Raw genomic sequence first — 21,209 nt, 5'->3', positions numbered from 1 at the left:
ACACTATCATTCATTAAAATATATTAGTCCCTTGATTTGTAAACTATAGAAACAATAAGAAGTCCACAAAACGAACTTGTCAGTCCAGATACTATTATACCTCCTATTTGGAAAATATGAAAATAGGGGTCTAATAACGCGTGCACGATAAATATAATGGCCGCCACAACGATAGATGAAGCCCAATATTTCTTTTTTTCCGAAGTTAAACTAATATCTTGATCAGTTTCCCTCCTATATTTCCATAGTACATATATTAGTAATAGTAGACCAAAACATGTACTCCCATGCTGTAAAAATTTATACATCGGAATACTATATACTTCTTGCTGTAACAGCGGCATTTTCATAACAAAATAGCCTGTCTTATGGGTAAAAGCATCCCAAACGACATGCGTCACCATACCGAATAAAGCAGAATAGCAAAATACAAAAAAATCTTTCCAAGTATAAAGCCCCCACTTCTCATCTACTACATATTTATAGTAACTAGCAAAAGGCTTAGGTAAATGGGTTATAAATGGTCCTTTTAAAATACGATGATATGCATATGCTAATAAAAAAACGAGTGGTAAATTCAAATATAAGAAACCAGCCCATGTATGGCCAATAATACCGTATGGCCTAAAATGTAAAAAATATTCAAAATCAGGTGCCATACTACCTAATATAAGAGCCGTCACTGAAATATAACTAGAATGTTTCTTAGCAAAAGGGAGAACAGCTGCTGGATGCGCGAATGTAAATGGCATATTTTAACTCCTTTTCATATTTCCAATAGAATACATATTATCATAACGATAGGAACAATCTCTATGCAATATTTATTTTCACATTGGAATATGATAGTTTAAATGTTATAATCCACATGAAATATTCAGAAAACAAGGGAGGATCACGTGTCGTTAACACTTGTCTTTTTTCTTGTTCTTTCTATTCTTTTACTAAGTACGTACAATAGGATTTTTTCGCGGGCTAATAATCAGTGGGGGATGAACAAAACCCCCACTGATTATAGTTTCACTTTATTAGCAAGCTTTCTTACACTTGTATTCGCTGCTTTTTTAGAAACAAAATCCCTTATGAATTGAGGTTTATATATTGATTGACGTACCCTTTTTAAAAAGTGTCACATTAAAAAAAGAAGATATCCCTAGCTTTTCCGCATATCCTTACTGTTTACCCGCCATTCGAACATTACAATCGCTCCTTTTCCATCCAAATGTAACATTCATTATTGGAGAAAACGGAACGGGTAAATCAACATTACTCGAAGCGATTGCAGTTGCTTTAGGTTTTAATGCAGAAGGTGGAACGAAGAACTTCCATTTTAACACGTACGATTCACACTCATCTTTACATAAATACATTCGAATTTCAAAAAGTTTTAATACCCCAAAAGACGGCTTTTTTCTACGTGCTGAATCATTTTATAACGTTGCTTCTTACATTGATGAAATAGATGCTGATTCAGAAGCACGCGGAAATCCAGTTATTGACTCATATGGTGGTATCTCACTACACAAACAATCCCACGGCGAATCATTCTTCTCATTATTTATGAACCGCTTTTCAGGACAAGGTTTATACATTTTAGATGAGCCTGAGGCAGCTTTATCACCGATGAGGCAACTTTCAATGCTCATTCGCATGCACGAGCTAGCTGAACAAGGTTCACAATTTGTTATCGCAACGCATTCTCCCATTTTAATGGCTTATCCTGAATCTACTATATACTCTTTAACTCAAGAAGGGATTCACGAATCGACATTAGAAGAAACAGAGCATTATCAAACGACGAAACTTTTCTTTGAAAATCGCGATCGATTATTTCATCACTTATTTGAGTCATAAAAAAAGAGGCAGCAATCGCTGCCTCTTTTTTATAATGCTTCTATAAATAAAGCTACTCCAATACCGCCTCCAACGCATAGAGAGGCAATACCTTTCTCTAATCCACGTCTTTTTAATTCGTGAATTAAACTTACCGTAATACGAGCTCCTGTACAACCGATTGGATGTCCAAGCCCTACACCACTACCGTTTACATTCACTTTCTCACGGTCTAACCCTAACTCTTTCTCTACAGCTAGGTATTGTGCAGCGAAAGCTTCATTAATTTCAAGTAAATCTGCATCTTCTAATGACCAATCTACTTTTTCTAACCCTTTGCGAATTGCTGGTGCTGGTCCAATACCCATAATTTTCGGATCTACGCCTGCTACTGAATATCCAACAATTCGAGCTAACGGTTGTAAACCTTTTTCTTTCGCCTTTTCTTCACTCATTAATACTAAAACGGCACTTCCGTCATTAAGACCAGATGAATTCCCTGCAGTTACTGATCCATCTTTACGGAAAGCTGGTTTTAATCCCGCTAACTTTTCAGCTGTAATATCTGCACGTGGATGTTCATCCTTCGAAAATACAACTTCTTTTCTACGTTCTTTTATCGAAATAGGAACAATTTGATCGTCAAAGTATCCAGACTCAATCGCTTGCAACGCTAATGTGTGGCTACGAAGCGCAACTTCATCTTGTTCCTCTCTTGTAATTTCATATTGTTCAACTAAATTTTCCGCTGTTTCACCCATCATAATATGGTGAATCGGATCTTCTAAAACTTCCCACACCGTATCACGAATTTCTCCGTGCTGTAGACGTTGTCCCCAGCGGTGTTGTTTTAATGCATAAGGGCTCGAGCTCATTGCTTCTACTCCACCTGCAACAACAATATCACTTACACCTAATTGGATTTGCATTGCAGCAGACATAATTGCTTGCATACCTGAAGAACATTGACGTTGAATTGTATAACCAGTAACTGTGTCAGGAAATCCTGCCGCTAATGCAGCTGTTCTTGCCGTATTTGCTTCATCAGTTCTTTGAATACAATGACCTAAAATTACTTCATCAACTTCATGTGGCTCTACTCCGCCTCTTTTTACAGCTTCCTGAAGTACAGGAACAGCTAATTCTACTGGTGTTATATTTTTTAGTGCTCCTCCGAAAGTTCCAATAGGTGAACGAACTGCAGCTGTAATGACAACATTATGCATTTTGTACTTGCCCCTCTCTTATGTACCCTAGTAAGTTTTTAGGTGAAATCCCATAAGTTGTATGTCTAAAATTATCATACTATAAACATACCAAAAAATCAAAATATTTAATATAATAAAAATAGAAGGAATTAACCTTCTATTCTGTCAATGCGTATAAGAATTTTTGTAATATCTTCTCTGTCGTTTCATTCAATTTCGGTAACTTGTCTACTGGAAAATATTGAAGTTGTAACCCTTCATGATCGAGCTTTAATTCTCCGCTTACATGATGTGCCTGATACAGATGAATCACATTAAAAATTTCATCCCCATTTGGATAACGGAAATAAACTTCCTTTCCTGAAAGAACACCAAGAAATTGCATTATTTTTGCACTTAACCCCGTCTCCTCGAATAATTCTCTACGAGCAGTTTCTTCTGTCGTTTCTCCCAGTTCCATTGCCCCGCCAGGCACACCCCAATCATATGTATCTGAACGATATTGAAGCAATACTTCTTGATTATCATTTAATATAATAATTGCTGATCCTACTAAAATAAGTGGTCTCGTACCAACTACTTTGCGTAACTCTTCAATATACCCCAATATGTAAACTCTCCTTTCCTCACCCTTCCTTATCATAACAAAATTCTCTTCCTTTTGTTGCTGTAATTTTCAATAAAAAAAGGAAGCTTCCGCTTCCTTTTTTTACCGTTATCCCGCTATTTGCGGGCAGTAAGACCCCTACCTCAAAATTCAGCGAAAGCAAAGAAGTTAGGCGGGGGTCGGGCTGCCCGTAAAAGCCCGATTGGTGAAGGCTAATAATCAGTGGGGGATGGACAAAAAACCCACTGATTAAAGTTTCACTTTATTTCTTAAAGCTTTCGTATTTTACAGCTTCAAAAGCTTCTTCAATTTCTTCATTGCTATAATGGACATACGTAAAACGCCCTAATTCTACTAATCTAGCTATTTCTTGTAACGCTTTATGCTGATCATATGTTTCTTCAATTGTAATATGTACATAAAACTTCATTAATGGATGTTCATATAAAGGTTCTCCCACCTCTACATATACATCTTCAACCCCTTGCACAACTCTTACATAGCTCGCAAATTGATACAGAGCTTCTCTGTCTGAAACGATTTTTAATGTATACATATATTCTCCCCCTTTTCTTTACTATATCAAAAAGATGACCATACTACGTTATAGAACTATGAAATTTTTTCGACTTGTAGTCTATATATTCGTGTAATAAACAAGGCGTTTATCCATACATAGGACCTTTTCCCCACATATATTATAGAAAGAATTTTTTCATTTGAGGTGTTACTTATGGATTCATACGTTAATATATGTGTTTGCATTACTCCAGGCGCCGATATTTCTGACGACCGTATTGCAAAAGATTTAGCAGTTGCAGAATCAATTTGGCATCCCATTACATTTCAAATTAAAGAAGTAATTGTACTAAACGAGCTTTTCCGTTTTTCAAATCGGGAAATTAGTTATAAAAACTCCATTCAAAGTCAGGAAAAATTATCATCCTTTTTTCAAACTTGTGTTAACGAAGCTCCTGAATGTGACCTTTATATTTGTTATATTGGCAGTGATTATTTCAAAGAAACCGCAGTAATCGCTTGCGCTTACTCTCTAGCGAAACAACAACAACTTACTGGTTACATCGTTCTAACAAACTCAGCTGCTCCAATGAAAAATATATACACCCTCGCTCACGAAATTGGTCATATTTTATTCACAAGACGAATTCATGGAAAACTTACGCACGCAGATCCCCACTCTCCAACCGGTTCTGAACATCACCATTCACCATCGAACCTTATGTACCCTATAGTCCCTAGCCCTAATAAAGTTCACATCAATTCATTATTAACAAATGAACAAAAAGCGCTCTCTTTACAAAGTCCCTTATTACAAAGAAAAAAACAGTAACGATATTGTTACTGTTTAAAACAACATATTCCAATCAACAAACCAAATACCGGCTGCGAGAAATAAAAACATACAACTAAAAGTAAATGTAATCCCTCTAAAAATCCCAATATAATATTTCTTTGGAAATACTTTTTTGCATATCCAAAGCAGCCCTTTTCCTATTAAACCGAAAAACAAAACATATCCTGATGTATCATCTAATAAAGTATTAAAATATTCATCATGTATTCTTTTGGTGAAAGCAGTATAGATCCCTAAAATTGCTAATCCTAGAAACATAATAGTTAATATACATATAAATATATTTTGCATATTTGTACCCCACTTAATAGAAAATTCCGTTTGCTAATTATTTGCTCGTTACTTTCGTATCGTACAGCTAGTTTATACTTTTTCGCTCTTCAATTTTTAAATACCATCGCATTAATCCATATATACTTCCATACATAAGTAAAATCTTTGCAATTCCCCAAAATACATTTCTTTCTTCTGAGTCTTTAAATATAAACATAATTGCCAAAGGAACAATTAGCACCAAAACGCCCATCCAACCAAGAACATACACCTCACCAATAAGAAGTACTAAAAAGATAATTGCTGCTAATATATATATTTGTATTGTCGACAATTGCAAAATAGGTGTACCGTACCATTTATCAATAAACATCAATAATACTAATAATAAGATAGGAACCATTACTATTACGTAAATAATCCCAAACTCTACAAACTTATTTTTAAAAGAAGACATTCTAAAGGCAACAATTGTTCCAATAATCGTAATGATTAAGACGATAGGATAGCCAATTAACTGTATACTTGTTAGCGTAAATTGCTGATTCGGATTATTAAACAAAATATGTGTTAATATCCAGTACCCGCCAATCCCAATTATCATCGCAAGAATACTTTTTATACTCCCTCTTTTATCCTTCTCCATCTCTTTCGCCAATTCTTCCGCATACGCTTTTGGCGAATCACCAAATATATCACTTACTGTCTTTCCTTTTTTCTCACCTTCTATTAAATGTAGCTCTGCATCTTCTAGAAATGCATCCACATCTTCTACTTTAATTCCCTTCGTTATTAAATACAATTTCGTATCGATTAGAAACTTTTCCCCTTCTTTAGAAACTTGCATTATAACCCCTCCCTTATTTAATCGTTTCTCTTCTATTCGCCTTCATCATAATTTCAACGAAAATTAAAATAAACAAACTTCCGTATAAACATATAATTTGAAATAACATTGGCATAAGATCTTCCGATGTAAATGTTTTAAACACTAACATAATAGAAAGCGGAATGATTAAATATAAATTTTTAAACCATCCTTCAAAATATATATTTATAGCTACTGTGATGATAAAGATTCCTCCAGCTAACATATAACTTTGCACTTGGGTAAATGTAACCATCTTTGTAGGATATATTACATCTAATATCGTACTAGCTCCTAATAAAAACATTGGCGCGATCATGACTAAAGACCACATAGAAAACCATGTTTTTGTAAAACTTGTTACAAATGTCATTTTACGAAGCAGAAAATTAGGACCCACAACAGCTAAAATCAATGTAAAACTATAGCCAATACACTGAATAAGTGAAATCTGTAAAACCCCATTATTAACTATTAAAATAGAAGCAATAATCCAAAACGAAACGATATTCATTACCGTAAACCCAATTTGCTTCCACGTTTCCTTTCTATCCCTTTCCATCACTTTTACAAGTTCATTCGCGTATTCTTTCGGTGAACTTCCGAAAATATCTTCTACACTTTTCCCTTCACTCTCACCTTCTATTAAATGCAACTCTGCATCTTCTAAAAAGCTTTCAATATCGCTTTCTTTCACACTCTTTGCAGTTAAAAATAATCTCATATCCAATAAAAAATTGCGTGCTTCATTTGATAGCATTATTTTTTTCTTCCCTTCCCTTCAAGTAGACGCTCTACACTACTTTGCATCGCTTCCCAGCGATCCATAAATTCATCCAGTGCTTCCTCGCCTTTTTCTGTTAATGTATAATATTTTCGCTTTGGACCAGATGGAGATTCCTTCATTACACTTGTTATTAATCCTTCCTTTTGCATTCGTATTAATAACGGATAAATACTTCCCTCACTCGCCATTGTGAAACCATATTTCGCTAATTTTTCACTCATTTCATAACCATATATTTCACCTTCAGAAATAATAGCAAGTAAGCAACCTTCTAAAATCCCTTTTAGCATTTGACTTGTCGACATATTTCAAATCCTCCCACTATCTTGTTTTACAAGATAGATAAGCGTAAGTATCTTGCTTTACAAAATAGTATAGCAGAGACTATTTTGTAAAACAAGATAGCTAAATATATTTTTCCAAATGTTTGCAGGAATTTCATTATCACCTCTCTAAATAGACCAATAAGAGAACTTTTATTATGAAGGAGTGTTTTTCATCATGGTTACAAATCGAGTTGTCTTTTTAACAGGTGCTGCGAGCGGTATTGGTTATGAAATGGGAAGTGCTTTCGCAAAAGAAGGTGCTAAAGTTGTCATTAGTGATCGTCTTGAAGATCGTGCAAAAGAAGCTGCTGAACAATTGCAAAAAGAAGGCTATCAAGCTATCGGTTTAAAATGTGACGTTACAGCTGAAGAAGAAATTGCAGCAGCAATTTCTCAAACAGTTACTCACTTCGGTTCATTAGACGTATTAATTAACAACGCAGGCATGCAACACGTCTCACCAATTGAAGATTTTCCAACGGATAAGTTCGAACTTCTTATTAAAATTATGCAAATTGCTCCATTTATTGCAACCAAGCTTGCCTTTCCTATTATGAAGAAACAACAGTATGGACGAATTATTAATATCGCTTCTATTAACGGCCTTGTCGGATTTGCTGGAAAAGCTGCTTATAATAGTGCGAAACATGGCGTAATCGGATTAACAAAAGTGGCTGCTTTAGAGGGAGCAACTCATGGAATTACTGTAAACGCTCTTTGTCCCGGATATGTTGATACTCCCCTTGTACGAAATCAACTACAAGATTTAGCAACTACACGAAATGTACCACTTGAAAATGTTTTAGAAGATGTTATTTATCCTCTTGTACCGCAGAAGCGCTTGTTGCAAGTACAAGAAATTGCAGATTATGCTATGTTTTTAGCAAGTGAAAAGGCAAAAGGCATAACTGGTCAAGCTGTTGTTATCGATGGTGGATATACTGCTCAATAAAGTGAAACTTTAATCAGTGGGGGTTTTGTTCATCCCCCACTGATTATTAGCCTTCACCAATCGGGCTTTTACGGGCAGTTAATCTCCGACCTAACTTCTTTGCTCCAACCAAATTTTGAGGTGGGAGTTTTACTGCCCGTTAATGCGGGATAAAAAATAAAGTTTGCTCACGAAGAGCAAACTTTATTTTACTTTCTATCGCGAGGATCTTCCTACTTTAGTAATTGTTTAGGGAGTTTCTCAATTGCAACAATCACTCCGTCTAATTTACTTTCAATGCGATGTAGTAAATATAGCGTTACAACAATCGGAAACCCCACATTACCTATCATCCTGATCCACTCTTCCATCTTTCTCTCCTCCCTTCATTACATAAATAAGAGGAAAAGAGAATCTTAGGCATAAAAAAACAAGCTATTTGTGATTAGCTTGTTTTTTCAAATAATGACGTAATTTCTTGCTTATAATCTCCACGTAAAATACCTTTCTCAGTTATAATTCCTGTAATTAATCCATGCGGTGTTACGTCAAATGCAGGGTTAAATACAGGCGTTCCAAGTGGCGCCACTTGTTTCCCAAAAATTTTCGTAACTTCTGTTTCATCTCTTTCTTCAATGACAATTTCAGCACCTGTTTGTTTCGTAGTATCAAATGTAGATAACGGTGCTGCAACGTAAAATGGGATACCGAAATACTTTGCTAATATAGCTAAATTTAATGTTCCTATTTTATTAGCAGTATCACCGTTTTCAACGATTCGATCTGCTCCTACAATAATCGCATTAATTTCTTTCGTTCGAATTGCATGTGCTGCAGTATTATCCGTAATAAGCGTTACATCAATGTCTGCTTGCTTCAATTCCCATGTCGTTAAACGACCACCTTGTAAAACCGGTCTCGTTTCACACGCATAGGCATGTAAACGTACACCCTTCTCTTTCCCAATATAAAATGGGGCTAATGCTGTTCCATATCTAGCAGTTGCAATACTTCCAGCGTTACAAATTGTTAAAATTTTATCACCGTCTTTAAAACATGTTAAAGCATGTTCTCCAATACTTCGGCACACCACTTCATCCTCTTGCTGAATACGAAGTGCTTCCTCTTCTAATATTTTTTGTGCTTCTTTTATTGTAGAAATCCCTCGTATAGCTTCTCTCATGCGATCAATTGCCCAAAATAAATTGACTGCCGTCGGACGTGATGTCCCTAAATAGTTACAATCTCTATTAAACTTCTTTTGAAATTCATCGATATTTGTAGCATCATATTTCTTTGCCGCAAGCGCCAAACCAAACGCAGCTACAATTCCAATTGCAGGTGCTCCGCGTACTTCTAACATAATGATACTTTTCCATACATCTTCAACATTCGTTAATGTTTTGTATTCAGTGACATGCGGCAACTTTGTTTGGTTTAATACCGCGATGGTATCTCCTTTCCAACTTACAGATCTCGGAATAGTAATGATTGTACTCATGCCTTTACGCCTCCTGAAATTGTATGTTGAAATAATGTTCGGAACAGTTGTATATCTGCGCTCTTTGATTCATATTTTAATAGTTCTTTCCCTAAATAAAGTGCTTGTTTTTTAGCTTGAATTCTTCTTTCTTTATCTGATATTTCATCTAAATCTGCCACGTGTGCTAGACCAATTGTTCTACGAATAAGTTCACATCCAGCAAATCCAACAATATCACTAAAAATATTTTGCAAAATAATTGGTAACCATTGTTTCTCTTTCGTATATACTTCTACACCTTCTCCAATCCATAGCTTTGTAAAAGCTTCTACAAAATAACTCCATGTTTTCTCGATATGGAAAAATAGCACACTTCTTTTTTCCTCTTCACGCGATAACGCATTTAATAATAAATTTGCAATAAATTGGCCAAGATCAAATCCAAATGGACCGTACGTTGCAAATTCTGGATCAATTACTTTCGTTTCAGAAGGCGATGAAAATATACTACCAGTATGTAAATCCCCATGAATGAGCGCTTCTTTTCTCGTTAAAAACTTATACTTATACTGTGCTACTTTTAATTTTAAATTTTTGTCACTCCACAGTTCATCAACCGCTAGTTGTAACTCTGGCTCATAATCATTCGTATCATAATGACCAAACGGATCTGTAAACACTAAATCTTCTGTGATTTTACTAAGATCTGGATTAACAAATTCACTATCTAACACTCTTTTCTCATCTGAACGTACGCCGAAATCTGAAGTATAAAATAAAACATGTGCTAGAAAGCGACCAATATGCTGGGATAAAAGAGGATACTCTTCTCCGTCTATTAATCCTTTTCTTGTAATCGTTAGCCTTGATAAATCTTCTATTACTGTCACTGCCAACTCCTCATCATGACTGTATACTTCTGGAACGTATTCCGGTACATACTTCGCGAAAATTTGTAGTGCTTTACTTTCAATTGTTGCTCTTTTTATTGACAATGGCCAGCTCTCACCAATTACTTTTGCATATGGAAGTGCTTGTTTTAATATAATTGTCTTCTCTCCATCATCTAATTTGAATACGTAATTTAAATTGCCATCTCCAATTTCATGGCAGATTACATTCGCTTTCTTATCAAAGTATCCATGTTCTTTTGCGTAGTGTACAGCTGTTACTTCTGTTAATGAATAATATCCCATCGTCTTCTCCCCCTTTTAATTCAGAGGTTTTTCTAGCACAGAAAAACCTCTTCCCACAAAGAAAGAGGTTTGAAGTTTATCTTCTCCCCTCTTATCTGCCAGAAAGTTTACTTTCTGCTGGAATTAGCACCGTGCCTTTTGACGTCATAAACGCCCCATTTCACAATGGTATTGCGGTCGGTTGCTGGGCTTCATCGGGCCAAATCCCTCCACCTGCTCTTGATAAGAGTTGTATAATTTTTTGAATTTTTAACTTTATGATGAAGACTATATCAAGAATAAAAATCACTTGTCAACATTTTATTTGTATAATTCTGGACGACGATCTGCAAAAACTGGGATTCCTTTGCGAACCTCTTTAATTTTCTCGAATTTCAGCTCTCCAAATAAAATAAATTCCTCTTCATTTGCCTCTACTACAACTTCACCCCAAGGATCGACAATTAAAGAATGACCTGCAAACTCATTGTTCGGATCCTTTCCTGCTCTATTACATGCTACAACATAACACTGGTTTTCAACTGCTCTCGCCTGTAAAAGCAAACGCCAATGCGCTAAACGTACTAATGGCCATTCTGCTACAACAAATAAAACTTTTGCACCTTTAGCAGTATGAACACGCATCCACTCCGGAAAACGAATATCATAGCAAATTGTGCCAGCGCACTCTACATCATCTAGCTTAAATTCACCTGTCTCATTACCAGCTACTAAATATTTATGTTCATCCATAAGCTGAAATAAATGTACTTTACTATATTCATTGACTAGATTCCCTTCATTGTTTACAACATACATTGTATTTGTAACACCTTGCTCTGTTTGCTTCGCTATGGAACCACCAACAATATGTACACCATATTGTTTCGACCACTCTTTCAACTTTTCTTTCGTTTCCAATCCATCCCTATCTGCAATTTCAGAAAGTCTTGTTAAATCATATCCTGTTGTCCATAATTCTGGTAAGACGATAACATCTGGTCTTTCCTTCATCGCTTCGCTTATTTTATTTTTAGCGTTCTCAATATTTTTTTCTACATCACCAAAGACAATATCCATTTGAATACATGCGACTTTCATTTTGTCCGCCCCATTCCTAATTTTTTCTTTACAAAATACTGGAAAGATTATATCATTTGTCACTAGAATTGTAACAACTTTCAAAAGAGGTGAAAAGTATGAAAAATTTTCAACCTTCCGAAGTAGTAACATCATTGCCGACACAATTTTTCGCTTCACTTGTTGCAAAAGTTAACAAAGTCGTTGCAGCTGGTCACGATGTTATTAATCTAGGTCAAGGTAATCCAGATCAACCAACACCACAGCATATCGTAAAAGCTTTACAAGATGCTGCTGAAAAGGCCATTCATCATAAATATCCGCCATTTCGCGGACATGAAAGCTTAAAAGAAGCCGTGGCAACATTCTATCAACGTGAATATGATGTAGTAGTAAATCCAGAAACTGAAGTTGCTATTTTGTTTGGTGGAAAGGCTGGATTAGTAGAATTACCAATTTGTTTTACAAACCCTGGTGATACCATTCTCGTTCCAGATCCAGGCTATCCAGATTATTTATCCGGAGTTGCTTTAGCAAAAGCGCACTTTGAAACAATGCCGCTTATTGCAGAAAATAACTTTTTACCAGATTATACAAAAATTGATGACTCTATTGCCAAGAAATCCAAGTTAATGTTTTTAAACTACCCTAATAATCCTACCGGTGCTACTGCATCAAAAGAATTCTTTGATGAAACCATTCATTTTGCTAGTAAACATAATATATTAGTTGTTCATGATTTTGCTTACGGTGCTATCGGATTTGATGGTCAAAAGCCTGTTAGTTTCTTGCAAGCAGACGGCGCCAAAGATACAGGAATTGAAATTTACACTTTATCAAAAACTTTCAATATGGCTGGCTGGCGTATTGCTTTTGCAGTGGGGAATGAAAGTGTCATCGAAACAATTAACCTATTGCAAGATCATATGTATGTTAGTATTTTTGGTGCAGTTCAAGATGCTGCCCGCGAAGCACTATTAGGCTCTCAGTCTTGTGTGGTAGAACTTGTTAATAGTTATGAATCTCGAAGAAATGCTCTTATTAAAGCTTGTCACTCGATTGGTTGGAATGTAAATATTCCAACCGGATCATTCTTTGCATGGCTTCCTGTACCAGAAGGCTATACATCTGAGCAATTTTCTGATATTTTGCTAGAAAAAGCACATGTCGCTGTTGCCCCTGGTATTGGATTTGGTGAGCACGGCGAAGGGTATGTTCGTGTTGGTCTCTTACATACAGAAGATCGATTACGAGAAGCAATTAATCGAATTGATAAATTAAATTTTTTCGAAAAGGCATTGACAACATAAAAAAAATCTGACAAAATTCAGTTATCTTAAAAATTTAAACATTTCTAAATACTTCTTATCAAGAGCAGGTGGAGGGACGAGCCCGACGAAACCCGGCAACCGATCTACAATTGTAGACACGGTGCTAATTCTCGCAGCGTTACGCTGACAGATAAGGAGCTGGTTGTAAAAAAACCTCTCCTTAGCTGAGAGGTTTTTTTATTTAACTAGGAGGTTATAACAATGAGCGGAATTATAGCGACATATTTAATCCACGATGATTCTCACAACTTAGAAAAGAAAGCAGAACAAATTGCAATTGGTTTAACAATTGGTTCATGGACTCATTTACCACACTTATTACAAGAACAATTAAAACAACATAAAGGCAATGTCATTCATATTGAAGAGTTAGACGAACAAGAACATATTAACTCCTATCTTGGCAAAAAAGTATTACGTGGAATCATTAAAATTCATTATCCATCGCTGAACTTCAGCCCAGACTTACCAGCCATTTTGACAACAACATTTGGAAAACTTTCGTTAGATGGGGAAATTAAACTAATTGATTTAACATTCTCAGACGAATTAAAGAAACAGTTCCCTGGACCGAAATTTGGAATTGAAGGCATCCGAAACCTTCTACAAGTTCAAGATCGCCCTCTTCTAATGAGTATTTTCAAAGGGATGATAGGACGGAATATTGGATATTTAAAAACTCAACTACGTGATCAGGCAATTGGAGGCGTAGATATTGTAAAAGATGATGAAATTTTATTCGAAAACTCATTAACACCACTTACAAAAAGAATTGAATCTGGGAAAGAAGTTTTACAATCTGTATACGAAACCTACGGACATAAAACTTTATACGCAGTAAATTTAACAGGGCGAACTTATGATTTAAAAGAGAATGCGAAACGTGCGGTGTTAGCTGGAGCAGACATTCTTTTATTTAATGTATTTTCTTATGGATTAGATGTACTGCAATCACTTGTAGAAGACGATGAAATTCCAATTCCTATTATGGCACACCCTGCTGTAAGTGGCGCATATTCGTCATCGAAACTATACGGGTTCTCTTCTCCATTACTACTTGGAAAATTACTACGTTACGCTGGTGCTGATTTCTCTTTATTCCCATCACCATACGGCAACGTTGCATTAGAAAAAGAGGAAGCTCTTCTCATTACAGAAGCATTAACTGAGGAAGACCACTATTTCAAGAAAAGTTTTTCTGTTCCATCTGCTGGAATTCATCCTGGTTTCGTTCCCTTTATTCTACGAGATTTTGGTAAGGATGTTGTTATTAATGCCGGCGGCGGGATTCATGGGCATCCAAATGGAGCTCAAGGTGGTGGCAAAGCTTTCCGTGCTGCAATTGAAGCTACTTTACAAGGTAAACCACTCCATGAAGTGGATGAAATAAATTTGCATAGCGCACTACAAATATGGGGAAATCCTTCTCATGAGGTGAAATTATGAGTATTCAAGTATTTTGTGATTTCGATGGTACGATTACAAATAACGATAATATCATGTCCATTATGGAAAAATTCGCACCACCAGAAGCAGAGGAAATAAAGCAAAAAATTTTATCGCAAGAACTTTCTATTCAAGAAGGTGTTTCTCAATTATTTCGATTAATACCTATTAATCTACACGATGATATTATTCAGTTTTTACAAGAAACTGCTGAAATCCGTACAGGTTTTCACGAATTCATACAATTCATTAATGAAAATAATATTTCCTTTTACGTTATATCAGGTGGAATGGATTTCTTCGTCTATCCACTCTTACAAGAAATAATCCCTAAAGAACAAATTTATTGTAATGCAACTGACTTTTCAGGAGAATTTGTTGAAGTTAAATGGCCGCACCCTTGTGACGAGCAATGTCAGCATAGTTGTGGTCTCTGTAAATCATCATTAATTCGTAAACTAAGCTCTAAAGATGATTTTCATATTGTGATAGGAGATTCCATTACTGATTTACAAGCAGCAAAACAAGCAGATAAAGTATTTGCCCGTGACTTCCTTATTACAAAATGTGAAGAAAATCATATTGCTTATACATCCTTTAACACATTTCACGATATTCAAGTCGAATTACAACATTTGTTGGAGGTGAAATCATGAAACAACTTTTTCGTCAATGGTATGACTTAAGTGAAATAAAAAAAGAATTAACAACTCGGAATTGGTTTCCAGCAACAAGTGGAAATATTTCTATAAAAGTCAGTCATGATCCCCTTACTTTTCTTATTACAGCAAGTGGCAAAGATAAAACAAAAACCACTCCAGATGATTTTCTATTAGTAAATCATCAAGGAGTTCCCGTTTTAGAAACTGAGTTACGCCCTTCAGCAGAAACAATATTGCATACACATATTTATAACAGTACGAATGCTGGGTGCGTACTTCATGTTCATACAACTGATAATAATGTCATCACAAATTTGTATAGCGATAAAGTCACCCTTCAAAATCAAGAGATTATTAAAGCTCTTGATATTTGGGAAGAAGGTGCAACGATTAACATTCCTATTATCGAAAATGATGCTCATATCCCAACGCTTGGAGAGCAATTTCGAAAGCATATACAAGGAGATTCAGGAGCAGTATTAATTCGAAACCATGGCATTACCGTATGGGGCCATGATAGCTTTGATGCAAAAAAAAGATTAGAAGCTTATGAGTTTTTATTCCAATTTCATATAAAATTATTATCAATTCAAGGAGGCGTTTCTAATGGCGCAAATTCGTATTCATGAGGAAAATACTCGTATTGAGAATGAAGTAGAAGTATCAAACTTTCTACAAGGAGAAGATGTTTTATATGAGAAATGGAATATTTCTAAACTTCCTACTCATTTAAAAGAAAATTACTCCTTAACAGATGAAAACAAAGCTGAAATATTAATGTTGTTTTCAAAAGAAATTGCGGATGTTTCAGAGCGCAGAGGTTATAAAGCATATGATGTGATTTCACTTTCAAATAGCACACCTAACCTTGACGAGTTATTAATTAATTTTCAAAAAGAACACCATCATACTGACGATGAAGTTCGCTTTATTGTCAGCGGTCATGGCATCTTCGCTATTGAAGGAAAAGATGGTCGATTCTTTGATGTTGAACTTGAGCCTGGTGATCTTATATCTGTACCTGAAAATGCAAGACACTATTTTACCTTACAAGATGATCGCCAAGTTGTAGCTATTCGTATTTTTGTTACAACAGAAGGCTGGGTTCCAATTTATTAAGGTAGCTAGTTGAATAAAAGAACTTGGAACCCCTTTTCCAACCTTTTATTCACTCTACATATATACATCCTCCTATGGAACAGGCTTATTTCATAACATTGAAGTAAGCCTGATTTTTTATTTACTAAAATGATTTGTCCCTTTCGTTTGTTTAAATCAAATATCTCGAATCATACTTCCACTTTATCAAGTACATTTCGGAATACTTTTTGAACATTTATTGAACTTTTTTTGAATCTTTTCTGAAAATTCTGTTTTATGTATGATATACTACAACTAATAAGAAGGAAAAGAATATTGCAAACAGAGGGGGATAATCATGAGTTTACTTATCGCACTTATACTAGGAGTTATATGCGGAGCTATTCCTGTCATTTTAGGAGCTATTATGGAAGAATTAGAAGTTGGTGTTTTAGGTTTTGCTGCATCTTGTGTAAGCGCTTTATTTTTCGGTTTATATGGTGCTATTCCTGTTTCTATTCTGTGCGCATTTTATATACTACGCCATGCTCGCGCGAAACAGTTGGGTCCTAATCACATTGCACAAGTTATTCCATTCCCAATTGAAAGATGCCGTCGCGCTTCCAGCCTATAGATTATCCAACTTAAATATTATGCCTGCCTAAATAAATAAAAAGTCCTCAAATGAGGACTTTTTATTTATTTTCTTCTAGAAATTGAAACAATTCTTGTAAATGAAGTGCATCTTCACTATAGCTAACTGATACATGACATGTCCCTTCAATCTCAGCATGCATATAAAGGGCAATTCCATCCCGATCATATTTCAATGCCAAATAAAACTCCATTTCCTCTAACATCTTTTTCGAGGTTCGGATAACATAATGCCCTTTCTCATCTCTTCCATATTCAAAATTTGGTTCAAAATCGTATTTTTGTTTAAAAGCTTCTTTTTGCTTATCATTAATCTGTACACAAGTTGCTCGCTGCACAGCATCAATCATTTCGTCAAACTTTTGGAGATCCATTTCATTTACCCCCTTATATACTTTTTGTATAATACTTGTGTTCCGCTATTCTCTTTTCCATCTGCGATTAGCTCTTCATACAATTCCTTCGCTAGGGTTAAACCCGGTACTGGTAATTGTAATTTTTCAGCTTCATCTAAAGCAATCTTCATATCTTTCATAAAATGCTTTACATAAAAGCCAGGTTCAAAATCTCCTTTTAACATTCGAGGAGCTAAATTACTTAATGACCAGCTACCTGCAGCTCCTGTCGAAATACTCTCTAATACTTTATCTGCATTAAGTCCCGCCTTTTTCGCATACGCTACCGCTTCACATACTCCTATCATGTTAGAAGCAATTGCAATTTGATTGCACATTTTTGTATGTTGTCCACTCCCAGCAGGGCCTTGCAACTGAATATTTGTTCCTAGTTTTTCAAATAGAGGTAAGCAAATATCATATATTCTGTTCTCTCCACCGACCATAATTGCTAGTCTAGCTTCTTTAGCCCCAACGTCCCCTCCAGATACTGGTGCATCTAATGTATATATATTCTTGCTTTTCGCAACTTCATTAATACGTTTTGCCAATGTTGGTGTCGATGTTGTAAAGTCAATTGCTATCGTACCTTCATTTGCATGTTCTAAAATTCCATCTATCCCAAAGTACACTTCTTCTACATCATGAGGATAACCAACCATCGTCATAACAACATCAACTTGCTTTACTAACGCTTTCGGTGTATCACACCAAGTCGCACCCTCTTGCACTAAAGAATCCGCTTTTTCCTTCGTTCTATTATATACATATACTTTATAACCACTTTGCATTAAATGGTTAACCATACTTTTTCCCATCACACCAATACCAATAAAACCTATTGATAAATTTTTATTTTCCATCTTCTCATCCCCTTTGTTCTAATAAATCATTTACCATCTTCCGAAATTCCTTATTAAAATCATCATCCAAACCATTCTTCACATTTGAAAATAAAATAACAAACGTTCCTTTTTCTTTATTGAAATTATTAAACGTATTCCAACCAGATAGTACACCATGGTTATGGAAAAAATCAGGATATATGTAAAAGCTAAATGCATATTTTCTTTCTTGTGAAGGTGTAAACATCGCTTGTATACTTTGTTCAGAAAGAAGCTTGCCATTTATAATCGCTTCATCTAATTTCTTCATATCTCCTACTGTCGTATACATCTCACCAGAGCCATATAACCAGTCCATCCCTAATTTTTGCGCTGGTACAAGTTCTTGATCTTTCTTCACATAACCCTTCGTGAAGTTTTTATCTCCAGGCACCATATTTCCCATACCTGATTCATGCATCTCTGCCTTTGTAAATATATTTTCTTTTATATAATCTCCTAAAGGCTTTTTCGTTATATTTTCTATAATATAAGCGAGCACCATATAATTATAATCCGTATACTTCCAACCTGTTCCTGGTGGAAAATCTAACTTTTGACTTCCAATCCAATTTATTAAATTTATACGTGAAGCTACATTAACCTTTCCTTTCCCATTTTCCGGTAAACCAGATGTATGCGTTAATAAGTGATATAACGTGATGTTTTTATCTGCTGGAAATGAAGGAATGTATTTATTTACATTATCTTGGATATTTAACTTCCCTTGTTCTTGTAACTGTAGAATGGATGTAGCAACAACTGTTTTCGTAATAGAACCGATACGATATTTTGTTTGAGGTGTATTTTCTATTTTATTTTGAACATCAGCATATCCATATCCTTTATTCAATATAACATGCTCTTTATCTGTCACCAAAACTGTCCCATTAAATTGCTTTCCTACTAAATACTGATCTAACTTTTGAGATATACTAGCATAATCAATTTTTTGTACTTCTTCTATATTATCTTGTACCTCTGACTCAATAGCAGGCGTTACCTTTGTTGTTAATACTGCTTGTTCCTTTGGATCTGGACTATAGAGAAAATAGTATACTCCGCCGCAAACTACAGCAGACAGTGAAACCATAGCCATTATTTTTTTTATCATATTGTTCCTCCGTCGTTACTTCATTTAAAATGGTCCCCCATATTCTATTATCAGGTAATAAAAAAAAATCGCAACAATTTGTTGCGAAAAATCACATTTTTTCTTTCCTATATATACATACTTGATTTTTCCCATTTTTTTTTGCTTCATATAATGCAATATCCGCTCTTTGCATTAATTCTTCTTTAGTAATCCCATTCTCATGTAACGCAACTCCAAAACTCGCTGTTAACTTTGAAATTCCAGAGAATTGCTTTGTTTCAATAAAAAATCGTAATGACTCCGCAACTTGAAACGCTTCTTTTTCTACCGTATTTGTCACTAATATTATAAATTCCTCTCCTCCCCACCTTGCAAATATATGTTGATTTTCAACTTTAGATTTCATAAGATCTGCAAGCTGTACTAATGCTAAATCGCCAAAATCATGACCATATGTGTCATTTACTGATTTAAAATTATCTATATCAAACAAAATAAGTGCTATTTTTTCATCGTTACGTATTACATTCTCCCACTCTTTCTCCAATATTTGTTGGAATTTCAAACGATTATATATTTCTGTCAATGAATCTATCATTGCAAGTCTTTCTTGCTCTTGATAGATTTCATCTAATTCTGTAATCTCTGTGCATTTTACTATAAATCGCGATAAGTCTTCTGGTAATGGTATCGCACGTAATAGAAAAGTCAATGCTTCTCCTTCATGATTGTACATTTTAATTCTTCTTCCATTTGATAAAGTATCATCCAACCATGTTATATCGTGAGTCGTCGAATAATATCCGTTCTCTCTAATAAGATGTTCTGCAAACACTAAATGTTGTTCGCGATACGTAAATAAATTATCATATCCGAAGAATTGTAAAAAATTCGTATTACAATCAACAATCTCATCATCTTCTACTATAAATAATAAATCATTTTGAAAATCAAACATCGTTTGAAGCAATTCTTGTTGTAAACCTACTTGCCGCACTAAAGAAAGTTGATATAAACTCTTATTCACTTCCTCTAGTACCACTTGTGGGGTTACTGGTGCTATAACAATATTACGTATTCCTAACATTAGTAAATCTGCAAACTCATTGTTTATCTGTTGATCCCAAATGATAATGAATGTACTCCGCGAATCATATATATTCTTTATATATTTTATTTGAGCAAAATCTGTTACATACATAATTACAATATGCGGTCTAGTTCGATGAAACAATATTTCTCCTTCTTCAAAACTATTTGCTATAAACATACATTTTGGATGGACATTTTCTATCGTTTGTTGATGTGTACATCCATCTTCTATATAAAGGACATTCAACTGAAGATCTTGTAATACATTTTGGAAAACAGTATTCTCTAATAAAAAATGTAGTATGTTCATCACTAGTCTTCACTCACTTCATATATCTTGTTTTACTGAATTCCTCACAATCATTTTATAAAAGATTGTTCTCAAAAAAATTCGATTAGTGAGGGATACATATTAACAAGCTAATTGAGAATGTTATCTTCGCCTTTTTACTCAATAAATTCCTTTTTTAGTGTATGATTGTAGGAATTGTATCGTTTGTATGAATGCCCTCCTTAGCACTTAAAACTTGACAATTAAAATAAAGTTATTATATTCTTAAATTCAATAACTTACAAAATGTAAGTAGAATATATTACATGTATTTTAAATTAAGCTGCTATGT

At 34.9% G+C, this 21,209-nt stretch carries 25 protein-coding genes and 2 riboswitches; of the genes, 9 read left to right on the top strand and 16 right to left on the bottom strand.

All coding sequences use genetic code 11. From position 1 onward, the window contains the following. Positions 1-23 precede the first annotated feature (23 nt). Positions 24-752, bottom strand: coding sequence for a DUF4184 family protein (locus tag JTF23_RS06845; protein WP_204208342.1), 729 nt, complete (start codon positions 750-752; stop codon positions 24-26). Between the two features lie 349 nt (positions 753-1,101). Between JTF23_RS06845 and JTF23_RS06840 the strand changes: the two genes are divergently transcribed. After that, positions 1,102-1,854 (top strand): AAA family ATPase, encoded by a 753-nt coding sequence (locus JTF23_RS06840; RefSeq protein ID WP_204208340.1) that lies wholly within the window; start codon positions 1,102-1,104, stop codon positions 1,852-1,854. A gap of 29 nt (positions 1,855-1,883) precedes the next feature. On the opposite strand, the gene JTF23_RS06835 is transcribed toward JTF23_RS06840, so the two are convergent. The 3 genes from JTF23_RS06835 to JTF23_RS06825 form a co-directional block, all read right to left on the bottom strand. Further along, positions 1,884-3,059: an acetyl-CoA C-acetyltransferase gene (locus JTF23_RS06835; protein WP_002199469.1), complete on the bottom strand. Its 1,176-nt coding sequence runs from the start codon at positions 3,057-3,059 to the stop codon at positions 1,884-1,886. A 139-nt stretch (positions 3,060-3,198) separates the two neighbouring features. Further along, positions 3,199-3,648, bottom strand: coding sequence for an NUDIX hydrolase (locus tag JTF23_RS06830; protein ID WP_002145954.1), 450 nt, complete (start codon positions 3,646-3,648; stop codon positions 3,199-3,201). Positions 3,649-3,910: 262 nt separating this feature from the next. Beyond that, a complete protein-coding gene (locus tag JTF23_RS06825) occupies positions 3,911-4,204 on the bottom strand; it encodes a DUF3928 family protein (protein ID WP_000288333.1) in 294 nt (97 codons plus the stop codon). A 177-nt stretch (positions 4,205-4,381) separates the two neighbouring features. On the opposite strand from JTF23_RS06825, the gene JTF23_RS06820 reads away from it, so the two are divergent. After that, positions 4,382-4,999, top strand: coding sequence for an ImmA/IrrE family metallo-endopeptidase (locus JTF23_RS06820; protein ID WP_002122123.1), 618 nt, complete (start codon positions 4,382-4,384; stop codon positions 4,997-4,999). 15 nt (positions 5,000-5,014) lie between these two features. On the opposite strand, the gene JTF23_RS06815 is transcribed toward JTF23_RS06820, so the two are convergent. The 4 genes from JTF23_RS06815 to JTF23_RS06800 form a co-directional block, all read right to left on the bottom strand. Next, positions 5,015-5,314: a DNA-binding protein gene (locus tag JTF23_RS06815; RefSeq protein ID WP_204208338.1), complete on the bottom strand. Its 300-nt coding sequence runs from the start codon at positions 5,312-5,314 to the stop codon at positions 5,015-5,017. Between the two features lie 67 nt (positions 5,315-5,381). Beyond that, the gene (locus tag JTF23_RS06810; protein WP_204208336.1) at positions 5,382-6,143 is read right to left on the bottom strand and encodes a DUF1129 domain-containing protein; all 762 of its coding nucleotides are present in this window, start codon (positions 6,141-6,143) and stop codon (positions 5,382-5,384) included. Positions 6,144-6,156: 13 nt separating this feature from the next. Continuing rightward, positions 6,157-6,924, bottom strand: a complete 768-nt coding sequence (locus JTF23_RS06805; protein WP_204208334.1) for a DUF1129 domain-containing protein — start codon at positions 6,922-6,924, stop codon at positions 6,157-6,159. After that, positions 6,924-7,256 (bottom strand): PadR family transcriptional regulator, encoded by a 333-nt coding sequence (locus tag JTF23_RS06800; RefSeq protein WP_002111568.1) that lies wholly within the window; start codon positions 7,254-7,256, stop codon positions 6,924-6,926. The genes JTF23_RS06805 and JTF23_RS06800 overlap by 1 nt, the downstream gene beginning before the upstream one ends. Before the next feature lie 196 nt (positions 7,257-7,452). Here JTF23_RS06800 and JTF23_RS06795 point away from each other — a divergent pair, with 196 nt between their 5' ends. Then, a complete protein-coding gene (locus JTF23_RS06795) occupies positions 7,453-8,229 on the top strand; it encodes a 3-hydroxybutyrate dehydrogenase (protein ID WP_002160640.1) in 777 nt (258 codons plus the stop codon). A gap of 212 nt (positions 8,230-8,441) precedes the next feature. Here the strand turns inward: JTF23_RS06795 and JTF23_RS06790 are convergent, their stop codons facing one another. From JTF23_RS06790 to JTF23_RS06775, 4 genes are all read right to left on the bottom strand, one after another. Next, positions 8,442-8,579: a YvrJ family protein gene (locus JTF23_RS06790; protein ID WP_000393342.1), complete on the bottom strand. Its 138-nt coding sequence runs from the start codon at positions 8,577-8,579 to the stop codon at positions 8,442-8,444. Between the two features lie 74 nt (positions 8,580-8,653). Then, a complete protein-coding gene (mtnA, locus tag JTF23_RS06785) occupies positions 8,654-9,709 on the bottom strand; it encodes an S-methyl-5-thioribose-1-phosphate isomerase (RefSeq protein WP_016106074.1) in 1,056 nt (351 codons plus the stop codon). Continuing rightward, positions 9,706-10,887, bottom strand: coding sequence for an S-methyl-5-thioribose kinase (mtnK, locus tag JTF23_RS06780; protein ID WP_204208332.1), 1,182 nt, complete (start codon positions 10,885-10,887; stop codon positions 9,706-9,708). The genes mtnA and mtnK overlap by 4 nt, the downstream gene beginning before the upstream one ends. An 88-nt stretch (positions 10,888-10,975) precedes the next feature. After that, a riboswitch (SAM riboswitch) is annotated at positions 10,976-11,116 on the bottom strand. Between the two features lie 71 nt (positions 11,117-11,187). Then, a complete protein-coding gene (locus JTF23_RS06775; protein ID WP_033711022.1) occupies positions 11,188-12,051 on the bottom strand; it encodes a carbon-nitrogen family hydrolase in 864 nt (287 codons plus the stop codon). A gap of 14 nt (positions 12,052-12,065) precedes the next feature. On the opposite strand from JTF23_RS06775, the gene JTF23_RS06770 reads away from it, so the two are divergent. The 6 genes from JTF23_RS06770 (at position 12,066) to JTF23_RS06745 (ending at position 17,099) form a co-directional block, all read left to right on the top strand. Beyond that, positions 12,066-13,256: a pyridoxal phosphate-dependent aminotransferase gene (locus tag JTF23_RS06770; protein ID WP_204208330.1), complete on the top strand. Its 1,191-nt coding sequence runs from the start codon at positions 12,066-12,068 to the stop codon at positions 13,254-13,256. Between the two features lie 52 nt (positions 13,257-13,308). Then, positions 13,309-13,414, top strand: a riboswitch (SAM riboswitch). Positions 13,415-13,478: 64 nt separating this feature from the next. Next, complete coding sequence (gene mtnW / locus JTF23_RS06765; protein WP_088079311.1) at positions 13,479-14,723, top strand: 2,3-diketo-5-methylthiopentyl-1-phosphate enolase; 1,245 nt, start codon at positions 13,479-13,481, stop codon at positions 14,721-14,723. After that, positions 14,720-15,379, top strand: coding sequence for a 2-hydroxy-3-keto-5-methylthiopentenyl-1-phosphate phosphatase (locus JTF23_RS06760; RefSeq protein WP_002111579.1), 660 nt, complete (start codon positions 14,720-14,722; stop codon positions 15,377-15,379). The genes mtnW and JTF23_RS06760 overlap by 4 nt, the downstream gene beginning before the upstream one ends. Beyond that, positions 15,376-16,014, top strand: coding sequence for a methylthioribulose 1-phosphate dehydratase (locus tag JTF23_RS06755; RefSeq protein ID WP_204208329.1), 639 nt, complete (start codon positions 15,376-15,378; stop codon positions 16,012-16,014). Before JTF23_RS06760 ends, JTF23_RS06755 begins: the two co-directional genes overlap by 4 nt. Beyond that, positions 15,992-16,504, top strand: a complete 513-nt coding sequence (locus tag JTF23_RS06750) for a 1,2-dihydroxy-3-keto-5-methylthiopentene dioxygenase (protein ID WP_204208328.1) — start codon at positions 15,992-15,994, stop codon at positions 16,502-16,504. The genes JTF23_RS06755 and JTF23_RS06750 overlap by 23 nt, the downstream gene beginning before the upstream one ends. Positions 16,505-16,823: 319 nt before the next feature. Continuing rightward, a complete protein-coding gene (locus JTF23_RS06745; protein WP_002160633.1) occupies positions 16,824-17,099 on the top strand; it encodes a hypothetical protein in 276 nt (91 codons plus the stop codon). Between the two features lie 61 nt (positions 17,100-17,160). On the opposite strand, the gene JTF23_RS06740 is transcribed toward JTF23_RS06745, so the two are convergent. The 4 genes from JTF23_RS06740 to JTF23_RS06725 form a co-directional block, all read right to left on the bottom strand. Further along, positions 17,161-17,493 (bottom strand): DUF3909 family protein, encoded by a 333-nt coding sequence (locus JTF23_RS06740; protein ID WP_002199456.1) that lies wholly within the window; start codon positions 17,491-17,493, stop codon positions 17,161-17,163. Positions 17,494-17,498: 5 nt separating this feature from the next. Then, positions 17,499-18,377 carry an NAD(P)-dependent oxidoreductase gene (locus JTF23_RS06735; RefSeq protein ID WP_002160632.1) on the bottom strand — a complete coding sequence of 293 codons (879 nt, stop codon included), beginning with the start codon at positions 18,375-18,377 and terminating at the stop codon, positions 17,499-17,501. A 4-nt stretch (positions 18,378-18,381) separates the two neighbouring features. Beyond that, positions 18,382-19,512, bottom strand: a complete 1,131-nt coding sequence (locus JTF23_RS06730) for a serine hydrolase domain-containing protein (protein WP_002160631.1) — start codon at positions 19,510-19,512, stop codon at positions 18,382-18,384. Positions 19,513-19,603: 91 nt separating this feature from the next. Beyond that, complete coding sequence (locus JTF23_RS06725; protein ID WP_002160630.1) at positions 19,604-20,896, bottom strand: GGDEF domain-containing protein; 1,293 nt, start codon at positions 20,894-20,896, stop codon at positions 19,604-19,606. Positions 20,897-21,209 lie beyond the last annotated feature (313 nt).

The sequence above is a fragment of the Bacillus sp. RIT 809 genome (genome assembly GCF_016892495.1).
Classification (GTDB): domain Bacteria; phylum Bacillota; class Bacilli; order Bacillales; family Bacillaceae_G; genus Bacillus_A; species Bacillus_A cereus_U.
Note: the sequence above shows the minus strand (reverse complement) of the source record. Positions and strands in the feature narration are given on the sequence as shown.

Bases quoted from the DNA above. Each gene is read 5' to 3' on its own strand.
- JTF23_RS06735 (WP_002160632.1), bottom strand. From the start codon at position 18,377: ATGGAAAATAAAAATTTATCAATAGGTTTTATTGGTATTGGTGTGATG.
- JTF23_RS06825 (WP_000288333.1), bottom strand. From the start codon at position 4,204: ATGTATACATTAAAAATCGTTTCAGACAGAGAAGCTCTGTATCAATTT.
- JTF23_RS06805 (WP_204208334.1), bottom strand. From the start codon at position 6,924: ATGCTATCAAATGAAGCACGCAATTTTTTATTGGATATGAGATTATTT.
- JTF23_RS06755 (WP_204208329.1), top strand. From the start codon at position 15,376: ATGAAACAACTTTTTCGTCAATGGTATGACTTAAGTGAAATAAAAAAA.
- JTF23_RS06750 (WP_204208328.1), top strand. From the start codon at position 15,992: ATGGCGCAAATTCGTATTCATGAGGAAAATACTCGTATTGAGAATGAA.
- JTF23_RS06745 (WP_002160633.1), top strand. From the start codon at position 16,824: ATGAGTTTACTTATCGCACTTATACTAGGAGTTATATGCGGAGCTATT.
- mtnK (WP_204208332.1), bottom strand. From the start codon at position 10,887: ATGGGATATTATTCATTAACAGAAGTAACAGCTGTACACTACGCAAAA.
- JTF23_RS06760 (WP_002111579.1), top strand. From the start codon at position 14,720: ATGAGTATTCAAGTATTTTGTGATTTCGATGGTACGATTACAAATAAC.
- JTF23_RS06800 (WP_002111568.1), bottom strand. From the start codon at position 7,256: ATGTCGACAAGTCAAATGCTAAAAGGGATTTTAGAAGGTTGCTTACTT.
- JTF23_RS06790 (WP_000393342.1), bottom strand. From the start codon at position 8,579: ATGGAAGAGTGGATCAGGATGATAGGTAATGTGGGGTTTCCGATTGTT.
- mtnA (WP_016106074.1), bottom strand. From the start codon at position 9,709: ATGAGTACAATCATTACTATTCCGAGATCTGTAAGTTGGAAAGGAGAT.
- JTF23_RS06820 (WP_002122123.1), top strand. From the start codon at position 4,382: ATGGATTCATACGTTAATATATGTGTTTGCATTACTCCAGGCGCCGAT.
- mtnW (WP_088079311.1), top strand. From the start codon at position 13,479: ATGAGCGGAATTATAGCGACATATTTAATCCACGATGATTCTCACAAC.
- JTF23_RS06795 (WP_002160640.1), top strand. From the start codon at position 7,453: ATGGTTACAAATCGAGTTGTCTTTTTAACAGGTGCTGCGAGCGGTATT.
- JTF23_RS06770 (WP_204208330.1), top strand. From the start codon at position 12,066: ATGAAAAATTTTCAACCTTCCGAAGTAGTAACATCATTGCCGACACAA.
- JTF23_RS06730 (WP_002160631.1), bottom strand. From the start codon at position 19,512: ATGATAAAAAAAATAATGGCTATGGTTTCACTGTCTGCTGTAGTTTGC.
- JTF23_RS06845 (WP_204208342.1), bottom strand. From the start codon at position 752: ATGCCATTTACATTCGCGCATCCAGCAGCTGTTCTCCCTTTTGCTAAG.
- JTF23_RS06725 (WP_002160630.1), bottom strand. From the start codon at position 20,896: ATGAACATACTACATTTTTTATTAGAGAATACTGTTTTCCAAAATGTA.
- JTF23_RS06810 (WP_204208336.1), bottom strand. From the start codon at position 6,143: ATGCAAGTTTCTAAAGAAGGGGAAAAGTTTCTAATCGATACGAAATTG.
- JTF23_RS06835 (WP_002199469.1), bottom strand. From the start codon at position 3,059: ATGCATAATGTTGTCATTACAGCTGCAGTTCGTTCACCTATTGGAACT.
- JTF23_RS06815 (WP_204208338.1), bottom strand. From the start codon at position 5,314: ATGCAAAATATATTTATATGTATATTAACTATTATGTTTCTAGGATTA.
- JTF23_RS06740 (WP_002199456.1), bottom strand. From the start codon at position 17,493: ATGGATCTCCAAAAGTTTGACGAAATGATTGATGCTGTGCAGCGAGCA.